Origin of the sequence: Nocardia sp. NPDC049737 (assembly GCF_040674755.1) — a bacterium.
Lineage (GTDB): Bacteria > Actinomycetota > Actinomycetes > Mycobacteriales > Mycobacteriaceae > Nocardia.
Genome location: NZ_JBFANH010000020.1, coordinates 19,252 through 41,293, shown reverse-complemented (window position 1 = coordinate 41,293; position 22,042 = coordinate 19,252). Strand labels below are relative to the sequence as shown.

Below are 22,042 nucleotides of genomic sequence, written 5' to 3'. Positions count from 1 at the left end.
ATTCACGTCGGCTACACGTCGAGGAAGCGAACGTCCTTGGCATTTCGGGTGATGAAGCTGCGGCGTGCCTCGACGTCCTCGCCCATCAGGATGGAGAACAGTTCGTCGGCAGCCGCGGCGTCATCCAGGGTGACCAGGCGCAGTACCCGCACCGATGGATCCATCGTGGTTTCCCACAGCTCCTTGGCGTTCATCTCGCCGAGACCCTTGTAGCGCTGTACGCCGTCGTCCTTGTTGATCTTCTTGCCCGCCGCGAGACCGGCCTCCAGCAGACCGTCGCGCTCCTTGTCGGAATAGGCGAACTCGGGATCGGAGCGCTGCCACTTGAGCTTGTACAGCGGCGGCTGCGCCAGATAGACGTGCCCGTGCTCGACCAGCGGCCGCATGAACCGGAACAGCAGCGTCAGCAGCAGGGTCGAGATGTGCTGGCCGTCCACGTCGGCGTCGGCCATCAGCACGATCTTGTGGTAGCGCAGCTTGCTGATGTCGAACTCGTCGTGGATGCCGGTACCGAAGGCGGTGATGATCGACTGAACTTCGTTGTTCTTGAGCACGCGGTCGATGCGCGCCTTCTCGACGTTGATGATCTTTCCGCGCAGCGGCAGGATCGCCTGGTACATCGAGTCGCGGCCGGACTTCGCCGAACCACCGGCGGAGTCGCCCTCCACGATGTAGATCTCGGACTTGCTCGGATCCTTGGACCGGCAGTCGGCCAGCTTGCCGGGCAGGCCACCGAGATCGGTCGCACTCTTGCGCCGCACCAGCTCACGCGCCTTGCGGGCCGCGACCCGGGCCTGTGCCGAGGAGACCGCCTTGTTCACGATGGTCTTCGCGTCGGCAGGGTTCGCCTCGAACCAGTGCGAGAGGTGCTCGTTGCAGGTGCGCTGCACGAACGACTTCACCTCGGTGTTGCCGAGCTTGGTCTTGGTCTGACCCTCGAACTGCGGCTCGCCGACCTTCACGCTGACGATCGCGGCCAAGCCCTCGCGAATGTCGTCACCGGTGAGGTTGCCGTCCTTGTCCTTGAGCAGTTTCTTGTCTTTGGCGTACTTGTTGACCACCGTGGTGAGCGCCGCGCGGAAGCCCTCCTCGTGGGTGCCGCCCTCATGGGTGTTGATGGTATTCGCGAAGGTGTGCACCGACTCGGAGTAACCCGAGTTCCACTGCATGGCGACCTCGAGCTCGTGGCCGGTGCCCTTGCCGGTGAAGCTCACCACCGAGTTGTGGATGGGCTGCTTGGTCCGGTTGATGTGCTTGACGAAGTCCTCGAGCCCACCGGGGTAGTGGTAGGTGCGGGTCTTCACCTTGTGCGCGGGCGCAGGCGTTTGCTCGTCGGCGTGCTTCGGCGCCTCGGCGGTCTCGCTGACCACTTCGTCGGTGACGTCGGTATCGCTCACCCGCTCATCGGTGAGGATGATGGTGAGGCCCTTGTTCAGGAATGCCATCTCCTGCAGCCGGCGGGCCACCGTCTCGAAGTTGTAGGTAGTGGTCTCGAAGATTTCCGGATCCGCCCAGAAGCGGATGGTCGTGCCGGTCCGCTTGGTCGGCTCACCCTGCACGAGCTTGCCGGGCTTGGCGTCCTTGTAGGTCTGGCTCCAGTGGTAACCGTCGTGGTCGATCTCGGCTTCGAGCCGGTGCGACAGCGCGTTGACCACGGAAATGCCGACACCGTGCAGACCACCGGACACCGCATAGGAGTCGGAGTCGAACTTGCCACCCGCGTGCAGCTGGGTCATGACCACCTCGACGGTGGGAATGCCCTGGGCGTGCATGCCGGTCGGGATGCCACGGCCGTCGTCGACGACCTCGACACCACCGTCGGCGAGCAGCGTGACCTCGACCTTCGTGGCGTAGCCCGCCATCGCCTCGTCGACAGAGTTGTCGACGACCTCCCAGATCAGGTGGTGCAGGCCGCGCTCGCCGGTGGAGCCGATGTACATGCCCGGGCGCTTGCGAACCGCCTCCAGGCCTTCCAGAACCGTGATGGAGGAGGCACCGTAGTCCTGCTTGCCCGATGTCGCGTTGGTCGAGCCCGTTGCGTTGGAGTCCTTGGCAGCCACTGGTGGGTAGCTCTCCTTACTTGCTGATCCCTGGCGCAGCGGTCGGACAGCACGCGTGGGGCCCCGGTCTGATTCTGGTCGTGAAATACGGGTCCACGCGCGGGCTGTATCGAACGCGCCGAAGGTTCGCCGCTAGTTACCCCACCATCCTACTGGTAGACCCAAGCCACAATGCACCTACGACACCCCTGACGGCTCCGTGGATGCGAGAAATCGGTCGAGCACGGGTCGGTTCCGCCTTCGGATGGTTTGAGTCCGCCATTCCGCCTCCCCGAGCCTTTTGCCGACCGTTAGGTGAATCGAGGGTTCGCTGAGGGCCGACGGTCGAGTATGTGGCCGCGTCTCGGGCGTACCCGACGAGTTACATGTTCTCCCGAAATCAGTTGTCCGGTCCGGGCCGTTTCACGTGGAACGACCTCGGGCAACACGCTTATCCGTAGGTGTCCCGTGGACCCCGGCCTTTGATGTGCCGCTCGCCCTTGCGCCAGCTCGGCGCCGCCGGACCGGTGATCTTCAAGGACGTCACAACGCCCTGTCCCACCGCCGCATTGATCTTCGCCAGGATCTGGCCCTGCAGCATGCGCAGCTGGGTGGCCCATGCCGTGGATTCGGCGGCAATGCTCAGCACGCCGTCCTTCAATGTCATCGGGGTCGCATGCGAGGCGATGTCCTCACCCACCACACCGGCCCAGCGGCCGAAGACCATGCCCTCGGCGACCTTGGCCGACCAGCCCCGGTTCTTCGCGATGGCGCCGGTCAGGCTCGAAAGCAGTTGCGGGTCACGTTCATCGGGCCGTGCACCCGACCAGCCGGTGCGGCGGCGGGCTCCGGTGCGCAGCCGACGCGGCGATGCCCGGCCCTGCCCAACCGATTTACCGCTCGCCTTGGCAGCCGCCCGCGCCTCCTCGAGCGCGCGCCGCGCGAGATCGATACCGCGCAGCTCCGGTTCCGGCTCGGATGCGGAAGCATTCGACGCTGTTCGATCGCTCACCGGTCCGCCTCTCTCCCCGAATCTTTTGCCGGTCGCAGGTGCGTCGAATCTTCATCACCGGACCGACGGTGGGATGCGCGACAAGTTCTGGCCGTACCCGGCAAGTTACCCATGTTCATACGAAATCAGTTCGTGCGCTGGTAGCCACGGCGTTGCACTGCATCCGCGGGTGATCTTACAGAGCAGCCGCACGAAAAGAGCCACTGACGTCAGGCCCGAATAGGCCGCGCGGATCAGGCGGTCGTGGTGGGAGTTTCGGTGTCGGCGATCTGGGAGATGCGGGCGTCCGCACCGCCGTTCGTCTCCACCCGCAGCGGCACCGCGGAAAGTTCCGCGGGCACGTCCTCGGGGACCGCGGCGGTGATCAGCACCTGTTCGGCCCCGGCCGCGACCTCGGCGAGTGCCGTACGCCGACGGCGATCGAGCTCGGCGAAGACGTCATCGAGCAGCAGTACCGGCTCGACACCGGTGGCCCGCAGCAGTTCGAAAGCCGCCAGCCGCAGCGCCAGCGCGAACGACCACGACTCACCATGGCTGGCAAATCCTTTCGCGGGGGCGGTGCCGAGCATCAGATCCAGCTCGTCGCGGTGCGGGCCGACCAGACAGACCCCGCGTTCCAATTCCTTCGGCCGAGCCGCCGTCAATTCGCGCAGCATATTCGCCTCCAGCGCCTCTACGTCATCGGGCTGCGGTGCGCGCGCCGGATCCAGGAATTCCGGCGGCAGGCTCGCGCTGCGGTAGCCGATCGCGGCGGGACGTGATTCGGGCGCGATCGACGAGTATGCCTGTGCGAGATAGGGATACAGATCGTGGACCAAGCGCAGCCGCTGGGCGAGCAGTACCGAGGCGTGGGTCGCCAAATGTCCGTCCCATACATCCAGGGTGCTCAGTTCCGCCTTCGAGCGGGCCTGACGCCCAGCGGATTTCAACAGGGCCGAGCGCTGTCGCAGTACCCGGTCGTAGTCGGCCCGCACGGCGGCCAGCCGCGGCAACCTGGCTGTGCACAACTCGTCGAGGAAGCGCCGCCGTTCGCCCGGATCGCCGCGGACCAGGGCCAGGTCCTCCGGTGCGAAGAGCACCGTTTGCAGAATGCCGAGGATTTCTCGCGGCCTGCGCACCGGAGATCGGTTGATCTGGGCGCGATTCGCGGCGCCCTGGTTCAGCTCGAGATCGATGCGCAGTTCGCGACCCGCGTTGACGACGGTCGCGCCGATCCTCGCGCGATCGGTGCCGATCCGGATCATCGGTGCGTCGGCGGCGACCCGATGTGAGCCCAAGGTCGCGAGGTAGCCGACCGCCTCGAGCAGATTCGTTTTGCCGTTGCCATTGGACCCGAGAAAAACCGTTCGGCCTGGGGATAATTCGAGTTCGGCGTGCTCCCAGGAACGGAAGTCGCGCAGTGACAGCGTCCGGATGAACACCTGTCTACTCCGCTCCGGCCGTCGTCATCGCCGTTTTCCGCCGCTGATGGCGACTAATCGGACCCAGACCACAACATCTTGTGGTCCATCCACTGCCTGTGGACGAACTGTGGATAAATCGCATCGCCGCCGATGCTCAGCCCGGCAACCGAACCGGCATCAACAGGTAGATGTACGCGCTCTCCAGTGCCACGAACGCACCCGACTCCGTCACCTTGGGTTCCTCGTCGCTCGCGGGCAGCAGTACCGCGGGGCGGCTCGGCGTGGTGAAGCCGAAGGTGACCCGATCGGCGTGCAGCGCGGAGAGTCCGTCAATGAGATAGCCAGGATTGAACGCGATTGTCAGTGCCTCACCGCGGAATTCGGCCTCCAACCACTCCTCGGCACGGCCCGCGTCATCACCGCCCGCCGAAAGCAGCAGCCCCTCGTCGGTGAATTCCAGCCGGACCTGGGCACCGCGCTCGGCGACCAGCGCGACGCGCTTGATGGCGTCGGTCAGCGTGGCGACCGGGAGGGTGGCGATCGAGGTGTGTTCCTTGGGGAGCAATTGCCGGAACTTGGGGAATTCCGCGTCGAGCAGACGGGTGGTGGTCCTGCGGCCCGCATTCACGATGCCGAGCAGACCATCCGCGCCACCGCCGGTGCCGAGCGAAAGCTGCACGGGAGCGTCGGATGGGCCCAGCGTTTTCGCGGCCTCCGACAGGGTCCGCGCCGGAATGAGCACCGAGGTCTCGATATCGGTGCGGGCCGGCTGCCATTCGATGTGCCGGACCGCCAGGCGGAATCGGTCGGTGGCCGCGAGTACGACCTGCGGCCCCTCGATCTCGACGCGGATACCGGTGAGCATCGGCAGTGTGTCGTCGCGCCCAGCGGCGACCGCGACCTGGCCGACCGCCTCGGCGAAGACATCCACGCTCAGCTCACCGGTCTGCTGGGGCACCTCGGGCAGCTGGGGATAGTCCTCGACCGGCATGGTCGGCAGCGAGAATTTCGCACTGCCACACGTGATCAGCACGCGGGTGCCCTCGACGGCGACATCGACGGGCTTATTGGACAGCGCCTTGGTGATATCCGCGAGCAGTCGGCCGGAGACGAGCACCTCACCCGGGCCGGCGACCTCGGCCGCGACGCGCATCTGCGCGGAGACCTCGTAGTCGAATCCGGAGACGGTGAGTCCGTCCTCACCTGCCACGAGTAGAACACCGCCGAGTACGGGCACCGGAGGCCGTGACGGGAGGCTGCGCGCCACCCATGCAACGGACTCGGCGAAATCCTCTCGGGCGACCCGAAATTTCATACTCGCCAGCTCCATCGCCCGATCTGTCCTCTCCCGGTTCCGTGATCTCTGTCGGCTTCGTCAGCGTTGATTCTCGAAAAAGGGGTGCTGTACCTGCCGCCTTGCAGTCTGGCATAGGCGACCGACATTGAACCGTACTCGTCCGGAGCAGCTGAACCTAGCCCGACCCTCCGGTTGTTCTGTGTAGCGAAGACGATCCGCGCTCCGAAATATCGAGCAAGGAGAACAGCTCCGGGTGAATCGCGCGGATGTGTCGCCGCGTCTTCTCCTTGCTTGTCTGAGCGAGTGGCTCGGATGCCGATGCTCCCCGACCGACTTTCCACACACCCTGTTTTGAAGAGAGATCTTCTAGAAGAAGAACTGAAGTAGTAGTAGGCACTGTGGAATCTGTGGACTGCGGGCGAATCCGCAGGTCTGCGGGCGTGGTGCGCTGGGGATGACCACTGGGTGACTCGAGGATGAACGGATGGGGGTTGTGGAAGCTGCGAGGTTGTTCCTCATTCATCCTCGAGTGCTCCTCGAGTTGTTCCACCTGATTCACCAGGTTGTTCACACGTGTGCACCGAATCGTGGATAGCTCGTGGAATCCTCGAGGACTCCACATGGAATCCTCGAGGATTCCACAAGCTGCTGACCGAGACATCGCTGGTCAAGGCCTGTGTGTGGAGTTGGCTGTGGACTCTGTTGATTCCACACCTGTTAGCAACCGATCCTCGATCAGGCGCACAACCTGTGGACGAACCGGTGCACAACTCGCAGTTTCCTCGAGGACTCCACAAGAATTCCTCGAGGACTCCACAGGGCATAAAAAAGCACCGCCCCAGGTCAGGGGCGGTGCCGGGGTGTTAGTACCGGGTCAGCGCGAACGCTGTTTAATCCGGGCTGTTAGTTCTTGTACTTGGTCGTATACGCGCCGCCGCTCGGTCATCTCCTTGCGCACTTTCTTCTCTGCGTACATGACCGTGGTGTGGTCGCGACCGAAGGCCTGGCCGATCTTGGGCAGCGATAGATCGGTTAGTTCCCGGCACAGATACATGGCGATCTGTCGGGCTTGGGCCAGCGGCCGGGCCTTACCGGGCCCGGTCAGCTCTTCGAGCGTGGTGTTGAAGTATTCGGCGGTGACGGCCATGATCGTCGCCGCATTGATCTCCAACGTCGCGGTATCCGGCATGAGATCGCGCAGTACGACCTCGGCCAATGGCAGATCCAGTGGCTGGCCGTTCAGCGAGGCAAAGGCCGTCACCCGGATCAGCGCACCCTCGAGCTCACGGATATTGCGCTCGACCCGACTCGCGATCAGCTCCAGCACGTCGTGCGGTACGTCGAGCCGGTCCATCCGCGCCTTCTTGCGCAGAATCGCGATGCGCGTCTCCAACTCCGGCGGCTGCACATCGGTGATCAGTCCCCATTCGAACCGGGTCCGCAGCCGCTCTTCCAGCGTGGCGAGCTGTTTGGGTGGCCGATCCGAGGACACGACGATCTGCTTATTGGCGTTGTGCAGGGTGTTGAAGGTGTGGAAGAACTCCTCCTGGATACCTTCCTTGCCCTCGATGAACTGGATGTCGTCGACCAGCAGAATGTCGGTCTCGCGGTAGCGGCGCTTGAACGCCACCTTCCGGTCGTCACGCAGACTGTTGATGAAGTCGTTGGTGAATTCCTCGGTTGATACGTACTTCACCCGCATGCCGGGGAACAGCCGCTGGGCATAGTGTCCAGCCGCGTGCAGCAGATGGGTCTTGCCCAGACCCGAGGCGCCCCAGACGAACAGCGGGTTGTAGGCGCGTGCGGGCGCCTCCGCGATCGCGACCGCGGCTGCGTGCGCGAAGCGATTGGACGCGCCGATGACGAAGGTCTCGAAGGTGTACTTCGCATTCAGGCTCGCCGAGGAATTCGACGGTGCCGGATTCTCCTGCGACTTGGTGAAGTAGGTGGGCCACGAATTGCGCACATTGACGATCGGTTCGTCGTCGTGTGAGTTGTCCGAGAGCGGCTCGCGGACCGATTCGTGCGCGGCCGCGATGGCCGGATCAGCGCTCGGCCGGGAATCCCGTGGGGGCGCAGCCTCCCGCGTCGGCGCGCGGCCCTGTGCCCGCACTGGTTCCGGTGTCGGCTCCGGGTTGAACAGTGACTCCTGTCCGGGCGGCACAGAATCGCGTCGCGGCGGGAGTCCGGATTCGCGCCGGGGCGTGGGCGGGTGCTCCGGCCGTTCGCCGTTGGTCTGGCTCGGATAGTCGCCACGGCTCGGGTATTCGTCGGTTGGATACTCCCCAGCCACTTCATATCCGGGCACCGGCAAGTAGTCCGGTGCGCCCGGGTAATCGGGCGCGGTCTCGTAGTCGGGTGCCGCCGAGTAGCCCGGTCCGCCCGAATAGTCGGGAGTCGCCGGATAATCGTTGGGCTGTGCATAACGCGGCGGGGCGTAGTCGTTGCGTCCGGGATAGTCGGGTGCGGGAAAACCGGCCGGCCCGCGCCCGCTGTCGCGGCCACGTTCGGGCCGACTCGTCATGCGCGCGTGGCGGGGATTGTTGCCGGGACGTTCGATCGGCTGCGTCGCCGGCGCCGCGATCCGGACGCCGAGGCCCTCGACCTGTGGACCGAGACGACGGCCCAGGGAGCGCAGAATGGGTTCGCGCAGATCGCGTTCGATGGCCTCCTGGGCCAACGACGATGGCACCGAGAGCAAGGCGAAGCCCTGCGCCACGGTCAGCGGCTTGACCAGTTTGAGCCAGGCCTGCTGTGCCCGGGACACCGGCGGGATGGCACCATCGGCCGAGCCGGTGGTGAGCTCGGCGACCACCTCCGGCCATACGGTGGCCAACACGTTCTGCTCGTCGTCCATGCAGTTTCCTCCCCGGAAGTAGGCGATAGGAGCAGACGGTCGGAGCCTGCGGAGTATCGGCCATGGATGAGCCGATGTTTGTGATCCCGCGTACGTCCGTAACCGGTTCGGACGCTGCCCGGGTCCCCCATCCGGGCGGCGGCGTGGCACCGTCGGCCCTACGAATATGCCACTCCAGGGGTCTTTCCACACAATTATCCACAGATGTGGAGAACCCTGGGGAAATGTGAAACGAGGTTGCGCTCCGCCGCTATACGACCTGGACCTGCGGTTCTGCAGCAATCTTCTGGCTACGCGCCTTAGCTGGTGCGACGGCCGACGGCTAGGGGTGTGGACGAACTCACGGTTATACCCAGGATGCGTGACTCAGTGGAGCCGTTCCGAGCAGACCATGCGACGGGTGGGCCGAGTTTGACCCGCACTTTGCCGATCAGTACCCTCGTACAGTCACCCCTTGGTGCGGTGGCGGTCCTGTGCTGACCGTGGCAGGTCGTATCGACCTCGTGCGCCAGGACCGACGCGCATCGATGATGACCACCTCGCGATTCATCGCGCAAAGACGTATCACCGACAAACTTTGGGCGCCGAACGGTGCCCACCTACTCGAGGAGTGTTGACCGTGGCCAAGGGCAAGCGGACGTTCCAGCCGAACAACCGTCGTCGGGCGCGGGTCCACGGCTTCCGTCTCCGGATGCGCACCCGCGCTGGTCGCGCCATCGTTTCCGCGCGTCGCGGCAAGGGCCGCAAGTCCCTTACTGCCTGATCCTCGCTCTCGGACGCTCGGGTGTTGCCTGAGCCGTATCGGTTGCATCATCGTGCCGACTTCTCCCGGACGGTGCGCCGCGGCCAGCGAATCGGGAGGCGAGATCTGGTCGTACACGTGCTCGTGCACGGGTATGACGGAAGCATGGGCGCGAGTGGACGACGAAGCGATGCGGCAGGGGCCGGATCGTTGGTCCGCGTGGGCGGTCCGCGGTTCGGATTGATTGTCAGCAAGGCGGTGGGCAACGCGGTGATACGACACCGCGTCGCCCGCCGCCTGCGTCATATGTGCGGTCAGGTGATCGCCGAGCTACCCGCCGATGCCGATATCGTGATCCGCGCATTGCCCGGCGCCGCGACCACCGACTCGACAGAGTTGCTCCGTCAGCTGCGCGGCGCGCTGCGCAAGCTCGATATCGTCGGTCCATCGGCTACCGTGGCCGGTGCGGGATGAGTGCGCGCTCCACCGTTGCTCGGCTACCCGCGAACACGGTGATCTTCCTGATCGAGCTCTACCGGACGTATGTCTCCCCCATGCGCCTGCCGGTGTGCCGTTTCACCCCGACCTGTAGCGAGTACGCGGTGACCGCGTTACGCACTCGCGGCCTGTTCGTCGGCCTCGGATTGACGGTCGTGCGATTGGCGAAATGCGCACCCTGGCACCCTGGTGGGTGGGATCCCGTTCCGGAGCGAAAAAAACGCGAACGGAACGAGTCAGCCGCCGACCAGCAGGCCTCGGCGCCACACGCTTGTAAAGGATCACCGCGCGCGGTGATCGGCGATACGAACGACGGGAGTGCATAGAGCCGTGCTCGACTTCATTTATTATCCGGTGTCCTGGATCCTCTGGTTCTGGCATCGGGTCTTCGGGTTCGCGTTCGGCGCGGACAACGGTCTCACCTGGGCACTGGCCGTGGTGTTCCTGGTGTTCACGCTGCGCCTGGTGCTATACAAGCCGTTCGTCAAGCAGGTGCGCACCACCAAGCAGATGCAGGAGCTCCAGCCCCAGATCAAGGAGCTGCAGAAGAAGTACAAGAACGATCGCCAGAAGATGGCGACCGAGATGCAGAAGCTGCAGAAGGATCACGGCTTCAACCCGTTGATGGGCTGCCTGCCGATTCTGGCGCAGGTGCCGGTCTTCCTCGGTCTGTTCCATGTGTTGCGCTCGTTCAACCGCACCGGCACCGGCATCGGCCAGCTCAGCATGTCGGCCTACGACAATGCGCACACGCCGAACTACGTCTTCAGCGCCACCGATGTCCAGTCCTTCCTGAGCGCGCGTATCTTCGGCGCCCCGATCTCGGCCTACATCACCAGCCCACCGAGCCAGCTGCAGGCCTTCGCCGATTACGGCGGTGTGCCGACCAAGCTGAGCATCGCGCTGGTCTCCATCCCGCTGATGGTGATCGCCGGCCTGGCGACGCACTTCAACGCGCGCGCCTCGGTTGCCCGGCAGAGTCCGGAGGCTGCGGCCAATCCGCAGTCGGCCATGATGAACAAGCTCGCGCTGTGGGTGTTCCCGCTCGGCGTGCTGGTCGGTGGTCCCTTCCTGCCGATCGCCATCCTGCTCTACTGGGTCTCCAATAACATCTGGACCTACGGACAGCAGCACCTCGTCTTCGGCCGCATGGCGAAGGAAGAGGAAGTCAAGAAGCAGCAGAAGCTGGAGCAGCGCGCGCAGAACGCGCCGAAGCCCGGTGCGAAGCCGGTCAATGTCAAGAAGAAGCAGTCACCCGCCGATGAGACACCCGTCGATGCGAATGCCGATGCCGTGGATACGGTCGACGCGGCACCGTCGACGAACGGCACCGCGAAGTCCCCGACCAAGGCGGGACAGCGGCGCTCGGGCGGACAGAAGCGACCGGGCAATCGCGGGCGACCCAATCAGAAGCGACGGCGCTGACACATCGCGAGCCTGTGGGATCTCTGAGCAACCCTGTTCGCGTTCTCCGATCGGCGCCGGTCGCCGGTCGCGCGCGATGAGCAGATGAAGGAAATCAAATGACTGTTGAAACCGACGGAGGGGACGCCACTGTGGCGACGACGACGATGGTGAACGGCGAAGCCGATGCGGGGGCCGAATCCACCGAGGCCGCGAACGATGCTGAGGAAGCTCTCATCGAAGAGGGGGAAATCGCGGGCGACTATCTCGAGCAGTTGCTCGATGTGCTCGACTTCGATGGCGATATCGATCTCGATGTCGAGGGCGACCGTGCCGTGGTGAGTATCGATGGCGGCCGCGATCTCTCGAAGCTGGTCGGCCGTAACGGCGAGGTCCTCGACGCACTGCAGGAGTTGACCCGACTGGCCGTGCAGCAGACGACCGGGGTGCGCAGTCGGCTCATGCTCGATGTGGCGGGCTGGCGCGCCAAGCGTCGCTCGGAGTTGAGTGCGCTTGGCACCGCCGCCGCGCAGCGGGTGCTGGAATCCGGTAAGCCGGAGCCGTTGGCGCCGATGACTCCGTTCGAGCGGAAGATCGTGCATGACGCGGTCGCCGCCGTCGACGGTGTCGGCAGCGAGAGCGAGGGTGTTGAGCCGAATCGGCACGTCGTCGTGGTGCCTGCCTGAATCGCGCTCTGTGATTGGATTAGGGCCTCCGGTCTTCGGACCGGAGGCCCTCTTCATGTCTCGGATGCTCTCCCCTCCCCCGGCCCCATCGCCGCACTGATCGACTCGAGTTCGGAAGGATGTTTCACGTGGAACGAGATCTCGGTGGCATCACCGCGTTGCCGAATGAGCTGGAGCCCCCGGCCGCGGCCGCGGTGGTTTTCGGAGACCGGCTGGATCTCGCGCGTCGGTACTGTGCCGCCCTCGCCGCCGCCGGTGTCGAGCGCGGACTGATCGGTCCCCGCGAGGTGCCGAGGCTATGGGATCGGCACATTCTCAACTGTGCGGTGGTCGGGGAGTTGATGGCGGAGGGCGCCACGGTTGTCGATATCGGCAGCGGCGCCGGATTACCCGGAATCCCCTTGGCGATCGCACGCCCGGATCTCCGGATCACCTTGGTGGAGCCGCTCTTGCGGCGCACCATCTTTCTGAGCGAATTCATCGAGTCGGCCGGACTCGATGTGACCGTGGTGCGCGGTCGGGCGGAGCAGTCGGGTGTGACGAAGGAAGCGGGCGGCGCCGATGTGGTGACCTCCCGCGCGGTCGCTCCGCTGGCGAAGCTAGCGCAGTGGTCGCTCCCCCTGTTGCGCGATCATGGACGGATGCTCGCGCTGAAGGGAGTCAGCGCGGCCGAAGAACTCGAGCGCGACGGTGAGGCATTGGCTAAGGCGGGTGCCGGAAATGCGACCGTGCTGGAGTGTGGCGCCGGACTCGTCTCCACCCCCACCCTGGTGATCAGTGCCGAGCGGCTGCCGCGCGCCGAGCGTCCCTCCCGTCGGGGCGGCAGGTCGACGCGGAAGTCGAAGTAGCACTATCCGATTCGCGGCAATGTTTCATGTGAAACGGCGTGCCTGGGCGCCGATGCTGTCGTAGCCGCGACACCAAACTTCACGTGACGATTCGAACCTGGTGCCATTGGATGGGGAAACCGATGATCCCCATTGCGCGAGGCTCATTCGCCACGAGAGCGACGGGCATGGCAAACCTGCTTCCGCCCCGAGTTCCCCTCGGATAGCGCTGCCGACGCTGAGGCGCATCGGCTGTAACGCCGGAATCTCCGGAAACCCATTGGAATTGCGCGCCCGGATCATTCTGTAATGCGGCGCCGGACGCGTCTCGATCCCCAACGTTTCATGTGAAACCGAAGTTCGAGTCGGTCCGGTGCTTGGTGTTTCATGTGAAGCCGGGCCGCGGTGTCGGACTGTAGCTTCGTGCTTCATGTGAAGCCGAACTCGGGCGTTGGTCCGAAGCTTCGTGTTTCATCCGAAGCCGAGCCGCAGTGTCGGACTGGAGGTTCGCGTTTCATATGAAACCGACGTTCGAGTCAGTCAGTCCGGTGCTTCGTGTTTCACATGAAACTGAACTCGGGCGTTGGTCCGAAGCTTCGTGTTTCATGTGAAGCCAAACCGCTGGGCCTGTCCGGAGGTTCGTGTTCATGTGAAGCCAAGCCGCGGTGTCGGTCGCGTGCTTCATGTTTCATCCGAAGCGGAACCGCAGTGTCGGACTGGAGGTTCGTGTTTCATGTGAAACCGAAGTTCGAGTCAGTCGGTCCGGTGCTTCGTGTTTCATGTGAAGCCAAACCGCTGGGCCTGTCCGGAGCTTCATGTTTCATCCGAAGCGGAACCGCAGTGTCGGACTGGAGGTTCGTGTTTCATGTGAAGCCGAAGTTCGAGTCAGTCGGTCCGGTGCTTCGTGTTTGATATGAAGCCGAGCCGCGGTGTCGGAGCTTCATGTTTCATGTGAAGCCGAACTCCGGTGTCGGTCCGGAGCTTCGTGTTTCATGTGAAGCCGAACTCCGGTGTCGGTCCGGAGCTTCGTGTTTCATGTGAAGCCGAGCCGCGGTGTCGGAGCTTCATGTTTCATGTGAAGCCGAACTCCGGTGTCGGTCCGGAGCTTCGTGTTTCATGTGAAACAGCGAGTCGGGTGCGTCAATCTCGCAACGACATGATTCGGTCCAGATTCGCGTGTCCTTTGCGCATTGCCGCGATTCAGCTTTCTTATCGCGCTGACTGCTGGCAAGCTAGTGAACGTCGGGCGTGAGCGTTGGTGCCACGGAGGATGTGGGTGTCGCAGCGGCGGGAGCTCCGCTCGGTCGATCGGGCGCCGCGGTCCCGATTGAGCATCAAGTTCGATCCGACACAGCTAGTGATGACACGGCGCCGAATTCGGTCGGGCGCACGTGATCTGAGGTTCTCGCGTTAGGAGCTGTCTATGTCGAGCGGTCCGGCGAATGTTTCACGGGAAACAACGTCGCGCGTGCCGGGGATGCTGGACTCCAGCACCTTGGATGCGGAGGCATTCGGAAGCACACCGTTCGGGCACATCTCCCCCAGTGAGACCCCGATAGCGGCCGAAGCCCAACGTGCAAGCCAGATATTGCATCCAGGAAAGGTGACAGTGCCGAAACCGCACGAGCAACGGATCATCACCATCGCCAATCAGAAGGGTGGCGTCGGGAAGACGACAACTGCCGTGAATCTTGCGGCCGCCCTGGCGCATACCGGGATGACGGTTCTCGTGATCGACCTCGATCCCCAGGGCAATGCCAGCACCGCCCTGGGCATCGAACATCACTCGGGTGTCCCGTCGAGTTATGAACTCCTCATCGGCGAGGTGTCGGTGCGGGAGGCGATTCAGCAGAGTCCGCACAGCGAGCGCCTGTTGTGCATTCCGGCGACCATTGATCTGGCCGGTGCCGAGATCGAATTGGTTTCCATGGTGGCCAGGGAGGGGCGACTCAAGGCCGCCATCCAGGAGGCCAATATCGCCGGCTACGACATCGATTACGTGATGATCGACTGCCCGCCGTCACTCGGCCTGCTCACCGTCAACGCGCTCGTCGCCGCCAAGGAGGTGCTGATCCCGATCCAGTGCGAGTACTACGCGCTGGAGGGTGTCGGACAGCTGCTCCGCAATATCGGTCTGGTGCAGGCGCATCTGAATCCCGAACTACATGTCTCGACGGTGATTCTCACGATGTACGACGGCCGGACCAAGTTGGCCGATCAGGTCGCCGAGGAGGTGCGCGGGCACTTCGGCGATGTGGTGCTGAAGTCGGTCATCCCCCGCAGTGTGAAGGTCTCCGAGGCGCCGGGCTATGGCATGACGGTACTCGATTATGATCCAGGCTCCCGGGGTGCGATGAGTTATCTGGACGCCGGTCGCGAAATGGCCGCGCGCACGGCGATTCGGCCGGGTGCGGCGGAACGCGCGCAGTGACGAACGAGGAAAGGGTCGGTAGCCGATGACTCAGGCGAAGAAGGGCGGGCTAGGCCGCGGACTTGCCGCGTTGATTCCGACGGGGCCGGCGGCCACACCGGGACTCGGTGCCACACCCGGACTCGGCAGTGCCGCCGCCAATGTCGTCATCGGTGTCGACCCGATCGGACCGCAACCGGCCTCCGCCTTCCTGCATCGGGTCCCCGACCCCAGCGATGAGCAGCTGTCGGATAGCGGTGCGACCTACCGCGAAATCCCGCCCGAGCAGATCGAACCGAATCCCAAGCAGCCGCGCCACGTCTTCGAGGAAGAGGCGCTCGCCGAACTGGTGCACTCCATCAAGGAATTCGGCCTGATGCAGCCCATCGTGGTGCGTCGGCTCGAGCCGGGGGTGGACAAGTATCAGATCGTCATGGGCGAGCGTCGTTGGCGCGCTTGCCAGGAGGCCGGGCTGGCGGCGATTCCGGCTATTGTCCGGGAGACCGCGGACGACGCGATGCTGCGGGACGCCCTCTTGGAGAACATCCACCGGGTGCAGCTGAACCCGCTCGAAGAGGCGGCAGCCTATCAGCAGCTGCTCGAGGAGTTCGATGTCACCCATGAGGAATTGGCCGCCCGAATCGGTCGATCCCGACCGGTAGTGACGAATATGATTCGCCTGTTGAAACTGCCGATCCCGGTGCAGCGCCGGGTTGCGGCCGGCGTACTTTCCGCCGGACACGCTCGTGCGCTGCTCGGTCTCGAGGCAGGCGCCGATGCCCAAGAGGTACTCGCCGCCCGCATCGTTGCCGAGGGATTGTCGGTCCGGGCCACCGAGGAAGCCGTCACCCTGGCGAACCGGGATCCGGATAAGGCCGCTCCCCCTGCATCCCGACGCAAGCCGATTCATATGCCGGGTTTGCAGGATGTGGCCGAGCGGCTGTCGGAATCCTTCGACACTCGCGTCACCGTGAGCCTCGGCAAGCGGAAGGGCAAGATCGTCGTCGAATTCGGTTCGGTCGAAGACCTCGAACGCATCGTGGGCATGATGGAGCAGCAGCAGCTCGGTAAGTGACAGAAGTGGCAAAAATGGCCGCGTGTTTCCGGTAGGCAGGGTGTTCGGCGTCGAAACGTCACTGTGACGGCGCAGAAAATCGGCCTACGGAGCGGCTCCTTACCAACATCACAGCGGCGTGAACGACGGGCCCGGAGGCGGTAGCTTGCGTAACCACGCAGGGCCCCGGAAACGCCGCAATCAAACACTGCGACGTGGAATGAGGCGGGTTCGCTTTGATCGCATATTCTTGCTGGCGAGTGAATGCAGCGTGAGTGTGGATGAATCGGATAGCTGGAGGCTGAGCAAAGCGGTGTCGACCAGCGTCACAGCACTAACCCTCGGCGGGCTCGACAAGTTACCCGCGCATGCGCGGCGTTGCGTGTTCTGGGAGATCGATCCGGCCGTGGCCGCGACCTCCCGTGAGTTCAGCGATCCGGTCTTCGAGAAGGAGGCTTGGCTGTCCACGGTCATGCTGGAGTGGGGTTCGTGCGGTCAGGTCGCGAACGTGGACGGCAATATCGCGGGGTGTGCGCTGTATTCGCCACCGAGCGCGGTCCCCCGTGCGGGCCTCTTCCCCACATCGCCGGTCAGCCCGGATGCGGTCCTGCTGACCACGCTGCGGGCCGAATTCCCGTATCAGGATGCCGACATAGCCCAACGCCTCATGACGGCTGTGGTGGCCGATCTGGTGCGTCGTGGTGTACGTGCGTTGGAGGCCTTCGGGATTCGCACCGATCCCCCGGCGACCGCGATGTCGGATCGTTCGCTCGGCTCGATGCGGCTGATGGAGCGGATCGGGTCACCGGTCCGGGACGCGGCCTCGGCCGGTAAGGCGACCGAATGTTCGCCGGCGACCTGCATGATCGAGGCCGACTTCCTGGAGGACGTGGGCTTCGAAGTGGTGGCGCCGCATCATCGTTTCCCCCGGCTGCGTTTGGAGCTCGACTCCGATCATGGCTGGAAGGAAGATGTCGAGCGCGCGCTCGATCAGCTGCTCGCCGCCGCCTCCCTGACGGTCCCGTTCCGCGTTGGAGCACCCTGAGGCTCCGGACCAATAACAGTGCGCCCCTGCCGACGGTTTCGGCTGGGGCGCACTCGTATCGGAAGTATTTGTAATCTATTGAATCAGAGGGTAATTCACTACATCCGGTCGGCGGCGGCCAGTTCCTCCGCGAGCAATTCGGCGAAAGTGTATGTGCCTGTTGGCTGATCGTCCTGGCCGAGCAGATACAGCCGCTTCACCGAGATGAGGATGGCCTCGGCGATCACATCGCGCACCCGCGGGTTGGCGAGTATCGTCGCGTCGTATTCATTTGTGAGATAACCGATATCGACCTGGACGGTCGGCATCTTGGTGAGCCGCAATAGATCCCAGGTGCGCGCGTGAGTTCGGCAGTCCTGCAAAGAGGTTCGCGCGACCACCTCCCGCTGGATGAAGCCGGCGAGCACCTGGCCGATCATCGATACCGAACCGTGCGAATTGCCGAAGTGGAAGCTCGCGACACCGTTGGCGGACGGGCTCGGATTCGTCGCACAGCGCAGCGAGATCATCAGATCGGCGTCGAAGGCATTGGAGGTATCGGCGCGCTCGGCATCGGTCGGATTGGCCCCCCACGGCCGCGACAGGAAGGTTTCCATGCCGGTGGCGGCCATCCGGCCCTCCAGCCTGCTGGCCAGATCCCAGAGGATCTCCGACTCGTAGACATCGCCGTATTCCGTAGGCACTGCGAAGCCCTTATCGGGGCCGCCGAGGCCGGGATCGATGACGATGCGCTTGCCGGTCAACTGCGGCCCAGCCCGGTGCACGACCTCTTCCTCGGCGATCCGATGCGGATTACCGCCGGTGACGCGCGCCCCGAGCAACTCCAGCGAACGCAGCGTATCCGGACCGCAGATGCCGTCCGCCGCCAAGCCGATCTCTCGCTGGAATGCGGTGAGCGCCTCATGAGTGTGCGGGCCGAAGTAACCGTCGACGCGGTGCACATAGAAACCGAGGTCCTGTAGCCGACGCTGCAGGGTTGCCACATCGTCGCCGTAGAGCGGCGCCGAGAGCTGGTAGATCAACGTGCGGGCACCCAGGCGATATGAGGCTTCCTTCAGCGCGCGGTAGGTGGCCGGCCCGACAACGCCGTCTACCAGCAGGCCGCGGTGCTGTTGGAAGGCGCGAACCGCCGAGTCGAGCTGGCGATCGAACGAAGCGTCGGTGTCCATCCAGTACTCTCGCGCATCAGTGTGATCTGTCGCGGCGGAGTGCGTATGCAGAAACCCGAGACTTGCCAGGGTGCTCCGAACCTCGGCGACGGCTGGACCGGTATCGCCGTGACGAAGTCGGTGCATGCGTGAGAGCCCTTTCCTTCCGTCAACCCGGGTACCCACTCATGCGATGGCTCACACCCTCGCACGACCGGAGGTCGGTCGATTGTCTCAGACCCGGACCGGATTACAGCAATTCCCGGCGTCCAGGCATCCTACGGCGCGTCGTCGATTGACGGCGTTGTTTGACGAATACGTCAGATGATGCCGTCGAGTTCACGCAGCAGGGCGGCTTTGCCCTTTGCTCCGACAATCTGCTTAACCGGCTTACCACCGGAGAACAGCATCATAGTCGGCAGCGAGAGGATCTGATAATCGCGGGCGACGCCCGGATTGGCATCCACATCCACCTTGGCCACGGTCAGCTTATCCGCGTGCGTGCCCGCGATCTCCTCCAGCACCGGGGCGACCATCTTGCACGGACCGCACCAGTCGGCCCAGAAGTCGACGAGTACCGGCTTCTCACTGAGCAGCACATCGTCGGCGAAGGACGCGTCGGTCACGGTGACCGTATTTTCGGACATGGGTATCTCCTTTGTTGAATTGCGGCGCTCCGGGGGCCCTCCGTGGTCACGCAAGCTTCCGCCTCCGGGCCCGTCGCTCACGCCGCGGGTAGTGCAAAAATGATGAGATCAGTTGGCGGGCACGGCAACCGAGTTGCCTGCGTGATCCAGGGTGTTCGAGGTGATGTCACCCTGTTCGGCCAGCCAGCGCTCGGCGTCGATCGCGGCGCGGCAGCCGGTGCCGGCGGCGGTGATGGCCTGGCGGTAGGTGTGGTCGACCAGATCGCCCGCGGCGAAGACACCGGGCACCTTGGTCGCGGTCGAGGGGTGCAGCACCTGCACGTAGCCCTCGTCGTCCAACTCCACCTGATCCTTGACCAGCTCGCTGCGCGGGTCGTGGCCGATCGCCACGAACAGGCCGGTCGCGGCCAGCTCGGAGGTCTCGCCGGTGCGGGTATCGCGCAAGGTCAGACTGGCCACGCTGGTATCGCCGTTGACAGCGGCGACCTCGGCATTGAGTACGAACTTGATCTTCTCGTTGGCCTTGGCGCGCTCCAGCATGATGCGCGAGGCGCGGAATTCCTCGCGGCGGTGCACGATTGTGACGCTGCTGGCGAACTTGGTGAGGAAGGTCGCCTCCTCCATCGCGGAGTCACCCCCGCCGACCACGACGATGTCCTGGCCCTTGAAGAAGAAGCCGTCGCAGGTGGCGCAGGCGCTGACACCGCGGCCGAGCAGCTTCTGCTCACCCGGGACGTTCAGGTAGCGCGCGGCCGAGCCCATGGCGAGGATTACGGCGTAGGCCTGGTGGGTCTCATCGCCGACGGTGACCGTCTTGATCGGACCGCTCAGGTCAATGGCGTCCACATCCTCGGTCCGGATATCGGCACCGAACCGCTTGGCCTGTTCGCGCATCTCCTCCATCAGATCCGGGCCCATGATGCCCGCGCGGAAGCCGGGGAAGTTTTCGACCTCGGTGGTGGTCATCAGTGCGCCACCGAACTGGGTGCCCTCGAACAGCAGGGGCTGGAGTTCGGCGCGGGCTGCGTAGACGGCGGCGGTGTAGCCGGCGGGTCCGGAGCCGACGATGATCAAGTCGCGAACTGCGTTGCTCATGTGACCCTTCCGAGGGAGATTCATTAGACGTGTCGGTCAACAACAGGGTAAACGGTGTTGTTCCCGACGTGATGTGGGACAACCGCACGACGTGACCTCGCCCACTCGCTAACCGATATCGGTGCGGGCCAACTGCTGCGGATCGTCGGCGCCGCAACCGATTCCGACGACCAACGCGGTGATCTTGTGTGGACGGGGGCCGGTGAGCAGGATCAGCACGGCATCCTTGTCCTGGAAGGTGGTGTTGGTCGAACCGAGCACGGTGCGATCCAGGCCGTTGGCGTGGACGCATCGATTCAGGGCCGCCGGGGTGCCGAGTGCGCCGGTGACGTCATTGCGACCGAGGACACTGAGTGCGACGGTGGCGTCGAGTTCATCACCGAGTTGGACATTGCTGATGGTCGGTTGGGCGCTAGGCGTCACCTCGTGCCCGCGTAGCGCGTCCATTACGACCGCGACGCAGGCCACGACAGCGATTACGGCGGCCGCGGCGGCGAGCCAGCGGAGGTTGCGGGTGCGGCGTTGCGTCAGCGGGATGGGCGCCTTGTACTCGGAATCCTTTGCGTAATCGGCGGATTCGGGCCACACCGCAGCTGATGGTTCCGGCCGTGTGGCGGCCGATGGCAGCCGATGGACGGTTGCGACCTGCTCGATGGGCCCCTGCGCCGCATCGAGGCCTTCGACGAAATCCTCCAGCCGGGCTGCGATATCGGCGGGCATGGCGTGGATGACGCGCTCGTCCCGGCCGAGCGCGCGCAATTCGGCACTGACATCGTCGAGCGAGTTCAGGAACCGAAGCGCGTCCGGATCATTGCGGACCACCGGCCACAGTTGCTCACTGAGCTCCGGCGCCACATTGTCGGCGTGTAGATCGGCGAGCAGTTCGGGTGAGAACGGAGGCTGCGGAACGGGTCGGCTCGCCATCGCACCTCCGGGTTCTCGAATAGATGCCCGCCCGCACGGCGCGGGCACTGCCTGTACATCGTCTGGTAGTCCGTCACTATTAATGACGCATCTCAGCTACTTCCGGTTCCGCGGATCACGCAGAAATTCCAAACGTTCTTGGAGCCGCTGCCGGCCCCGCGCGCATCGGCTCTTGATGGTGCCCTCCGGAACGCCGAGCAGCGCCGCCGTCTCGGCGACACTACGCCCCTCGAGTTCCACCGCGACAAGCGCCGCCCGCTGCTCCTCCGGCAGCGTGAACAGGGCGCGGTCGACGACGAGTGACATTTCCAGTTCGGCGATATCGTCGCGGGTGTCCTTCGGTTCCGGCATGGTCTCCGGCGACAGCGATACCGCGCGGCGAGTCTTATTGCGCCGGATCCGGTCCAGGCAGGCATTCACCACGATGGCGTGCAACCAGCTGCGCACCTCGGCCTCCGCGCGGAATTTGGCGGCGGTGCGGTGTGCCGAGAGCAGGGCGTCCTGCAGCGAATCGGCGGCGTCCTCGCGGGTGTAGGAGGTGCGCAGGGCGGTCTGCCAGAGGTGGTCGTTATGGCGGCGCAGCAGTTCGGCGAAGGCATGCCGCTGACCGCGCACATGGGCTTGCAGCAATTCGACGTCGGTGAGCTCGTCGGGAACGAACGAACGCTCGCGGAACGCAACAGGCCGCGACTTCCCTCCGGGGGAATCCTCGTTCAGTTCGGACGGCAAAACCAACCCCTTGGACAGCTCTCACGGCGATGACGGACACGGGCGACCGCCATCGAAATTTCGCAGCATCCAGGATCGAACAACCAGAACCCGGGGAGCTCCCCCTGCTGTGAGAGCGCGGCTAGATCATATCGTTAGTAAAGAATTGGCAGCAACCAGACCAGTGCGGGCTGAATTGTGCGGTATGCCCGGGGAAATCGACACCTGCGGGCGGGATGCGAGACG

Annotated in this window: 19 protein-coding genes; 9 read left to right on the top strand and 10 right to left on the bottom strand. The window is 64.4% G+C overall.

Going from position 1 to position 22,042, the window contains the following annotated elements; genetic code table 11:
• Nucleotides 1-11: 11 nt before the first annotated feature.
• From gyrB to dnaA, 5 genes are all read right to left on the bottom strand, one after another.
• Nucleotides 12-2,060, bottom strand: a complete 2,049-nt coding sequence (gyrB, locus tag AB0J47_RS25470) for a DNA topoisomerase (ATP-hydrolyzing) subunit B (protein ID WP_364350779.1) — start codon at nucleotides 2,058-2,060, stop codon at nucleotides 12-14.
• A gap of 430 nt (nucleotides 2,061-2,490) precedes the next feature.
• The gene (locus AB0J47_RS25465; protein WP_364350776.1) at nucleotides 2,491-3,051 is read right to left on the bottom strand and encodes a DUF721 family protein; all 561 of its coding nucleotides are present in this window, start codon (nucleotides 3,049-3,051) and stop codon (nucleotides 2,491-2,493) included.
• Between the two features lie 233 nt (nucleotides 3,052-3,284).
• Nucleotides 3,285-4,472 carry a DNA replication/repair protein RecF gene (gene recF, locus AB0J47_RS25460; RefSeq protein ID WP_364350773.1) on the bottom strand — a complete coding sequence of 396 codons (1,188 nt, stop codon included), beginning with the start codon at nucleotides 4,470-4,472 and terminating at the stop codon, nucleotides 3,285-3,287.
• A gap of 136 nt (nucleotides 4,473-4,608) precedes the next feature.
• Entirely contained in the window at nucleotides 4,609-5,784 is a 1,176-nt protein-coding gene (gene dnaN / locus AB0J47_RS25455) for a DNA polymerase III subunit beta (RefSeq protein ID WP_364350770.1), read from the bottom strand.
• An 841-nt stretch (nucleotides 5,785-6,625) separates the two neighbouring features.
• Complete coding sequence (dnaA, locus tag AB0J47_RS25450) at nucleotides 6,626-8,608, bottom strand: chromosomal replication initiator protein DnaA (protein ID WP_364350767.1); 1,983 nt, start codon at nucleotides 8,606-8,608, stop codon at nucleotides 6,626-6,628.
• A 619-nt stretch (nucleotides 8,609-9,227) separates the two neighbouring features.
• Between dnaA and rpmH the strand changes: the two genes are divergently transcribed.
• From rpmH to AB0J47_RS25405, 9 genes are all read left to right on the top strand, one after another.
• Entirely contained in the window at nucleotides 9,228-9,371 is a 144-nt protein-coding gene (rpmH, locus tag AB0J47_RS25445) for a 50S ribosomal protein L34 (RefSeq protein WP_083898281.1), read from the top strand.
• A gap of 21 nt (nucleotides 9,372-9,392) precedes the next feature.
• The gene (rnpA, locus tag AB0J47_RS25440) at nucleotides 9,393-9,824 is read left to right on the top strand and encodes a ribonuclease P protein component (RefSeq protein WP_364350762.1); all 432 of its coding nucleotides are present in this window, start codon (nucleotides 9,393-9,395) and stop codon (nucleotides 9,822-9,824) included.
• Nucleotides 9,821-10,174: a membrane protein insertion efficiency factor YidD gene (gene yidD / locus AB0J47_RS25435; protein WP_364350759.1), complete on the top strand. Its 354-nt coding sequence runs from the start codon at nucleotides 9,821-9,823 to the stop codon at nucleotides 10,172-10,174. Before rnpA ends, yidD begins: the two co-directional genes overlap by 4 nt.
• 4 nt (nucleotides 10,175-10,178) lie before the next feature.
• Nucleotides 10,179-11,273: a membrane protein insertase YidC gene (gene yidC / locus AB0J47_RS25430; RefSeq protein WP_364350756.1), complete on the top strand. Its 1,095-nt coding sequence runs from the start codon at nucleotides 10,179-10,181 to the stop codon at nucleotides 11,271-11,273.
• A 146-nt stretch (nucleotides 11,274-11,419) separates the two neighbouring features.
• Nucleotides 11,420-11,938 (top strand): protein jag, encoded by a 519-nt coding sequence (locus AB0J47_RS25425; RefSeq protein ID WP_364351115.1) that lies wholly within the window; start codon nucleotides 11,420-11,422, stop codon nucleotides 11,936-11,938.
• Between the two features lie 119 nt (nucleotides 11,939-12,057).
• The gene (gene rsmG, locus AB0J47_RS25420) at nucleotides 12,058-12,786 is read left to right on the top strand and encodes a 16S rRNA (guanine(527)-N(7))-methyltransferase RsmG (RefSeq protein WP_364350753.1); all 729 of its coding nucleotides are present in this window, start codon (nucleotides 12,058-12,060) and stop codon (nucleotides 12,784-12,786) included.
• A 1,402-nt stretch (nucleotides 12,787-14,188) separates the two neighbouring features.
• The gene (locus AB0J47_RS25415; protein WP_364350750.1) at nucleotides 14,189-15,196 is read left to right on the top strand and encodes a ParA family protein; all 1,008 of its coding nucleotides are present in this window, start codon (nucleotides 14,189-14,191) and stop codon (nucleotides 15,194-15,196) included.
• 25 nt (nucleotides 15,197-15,221) lie between these two features.
• The gene (locus tag AB0J47_RS25410) at nucleotides 15,222-16,250 is read left to right on the top strand and encodes a ParB/RepB/Spo0J family partition protein (RefSeq protein WP_364350747.1); all 1,029 of its coding nucleotides are present in this window, start codon (nucleotides 15,222-15,224) and stop codon (nucleotides 16,248-16,250) included.
• A gap of 292 nt (nucleotides 16,251-16,542) precedes the next feature.
• Complete coding sequence (locus AB0J47_RS25405; RefSeq protein ID WP_364351112.1) at nucleotides 16,543-17,274, top strand: GNAT family N-acetyltransferase; 732 nt, start codon at nucleotides 16,543-16,545, stop codon at nucleotides 17,272-17,274.
• A gap of 98 nt (nucleotides 17,275-17,372) precedes the next feature.
• On the opposite strand, the gene AB0J47_RS25400 is transcribed toward AB0J47_RS25405, so the two are convergent.
• From AB0J47_RS25400 to sigM, 5 genes are all read right to left on the bottom strand, one after another.
• Nucleotides 17,373-18,569, bottom strand: coding sequence for an N-acetylmuramoyl-L-alanine amidase (locus tag AB0J47_RS25400; RefSeq protein WP_364350744.1), 1,197 nt, complete (start codon nucleotides 18,567-18,569; stop codon nucleotides 17,373-17,375).
• A gap of 173 nt (nucleotides 18,570-18,742) precedes the next feature.
• Nucleotides 18,743-19,069, bottom strand: a complete 327-nt coding sequence (gene trxA, locus AB0J47_RS25395; protein WP_062981517.1) for a thioredoxin — start codon at nucleotides 19,067-19,069, stop codon at nucleotides 18,743-18,745.
• A 108-nt stretch (nucleotides 19,070-19,177) separates the two neighbouring features.
• Nucleotides 19,178-20,164 carry a thioredoxin-disulfide reductase gene (gene trxB / locus AB0J47_RS25390; protein WP_364350740.1) on the bottom strand — a complete coding sequence of 329 codons (987 nt, stop codon included), beginning with the start codon at nucleotides 20,162-20,164 and terminating at the stop codon, nucleotides 19,178-19,180.
• A 108-nt stretch (nucleotides 20,165-20,272) separates the two neighbouring features.
• A complete protein-coding gene (locus AB0J47_RS25385; RefSeq protein ID WP_364350737.1) occupies nucleotides 20,273-21,088 on the bottom strand; it encodes a hypothetical protein in 816 nt (271 codons plus the stop codon).
• Between the two features lie 96 nt (nucleotides 21,089-21,184).
• Nucleotides 21,185-21,805: an RNA polymerase sigma factor SigM gene (gene sigM, locus AB0J47_RS25380; protein WP_364351109.1), complete on the bottom strand. Its 621-nt coding sequence runs from the start codon at nucleotides 21,803-21,805 to the stop codon at nucleotides 21,185-21,187.
• Nucleotides 21,806-22,042: the final 237 nt, after the last annotated feature.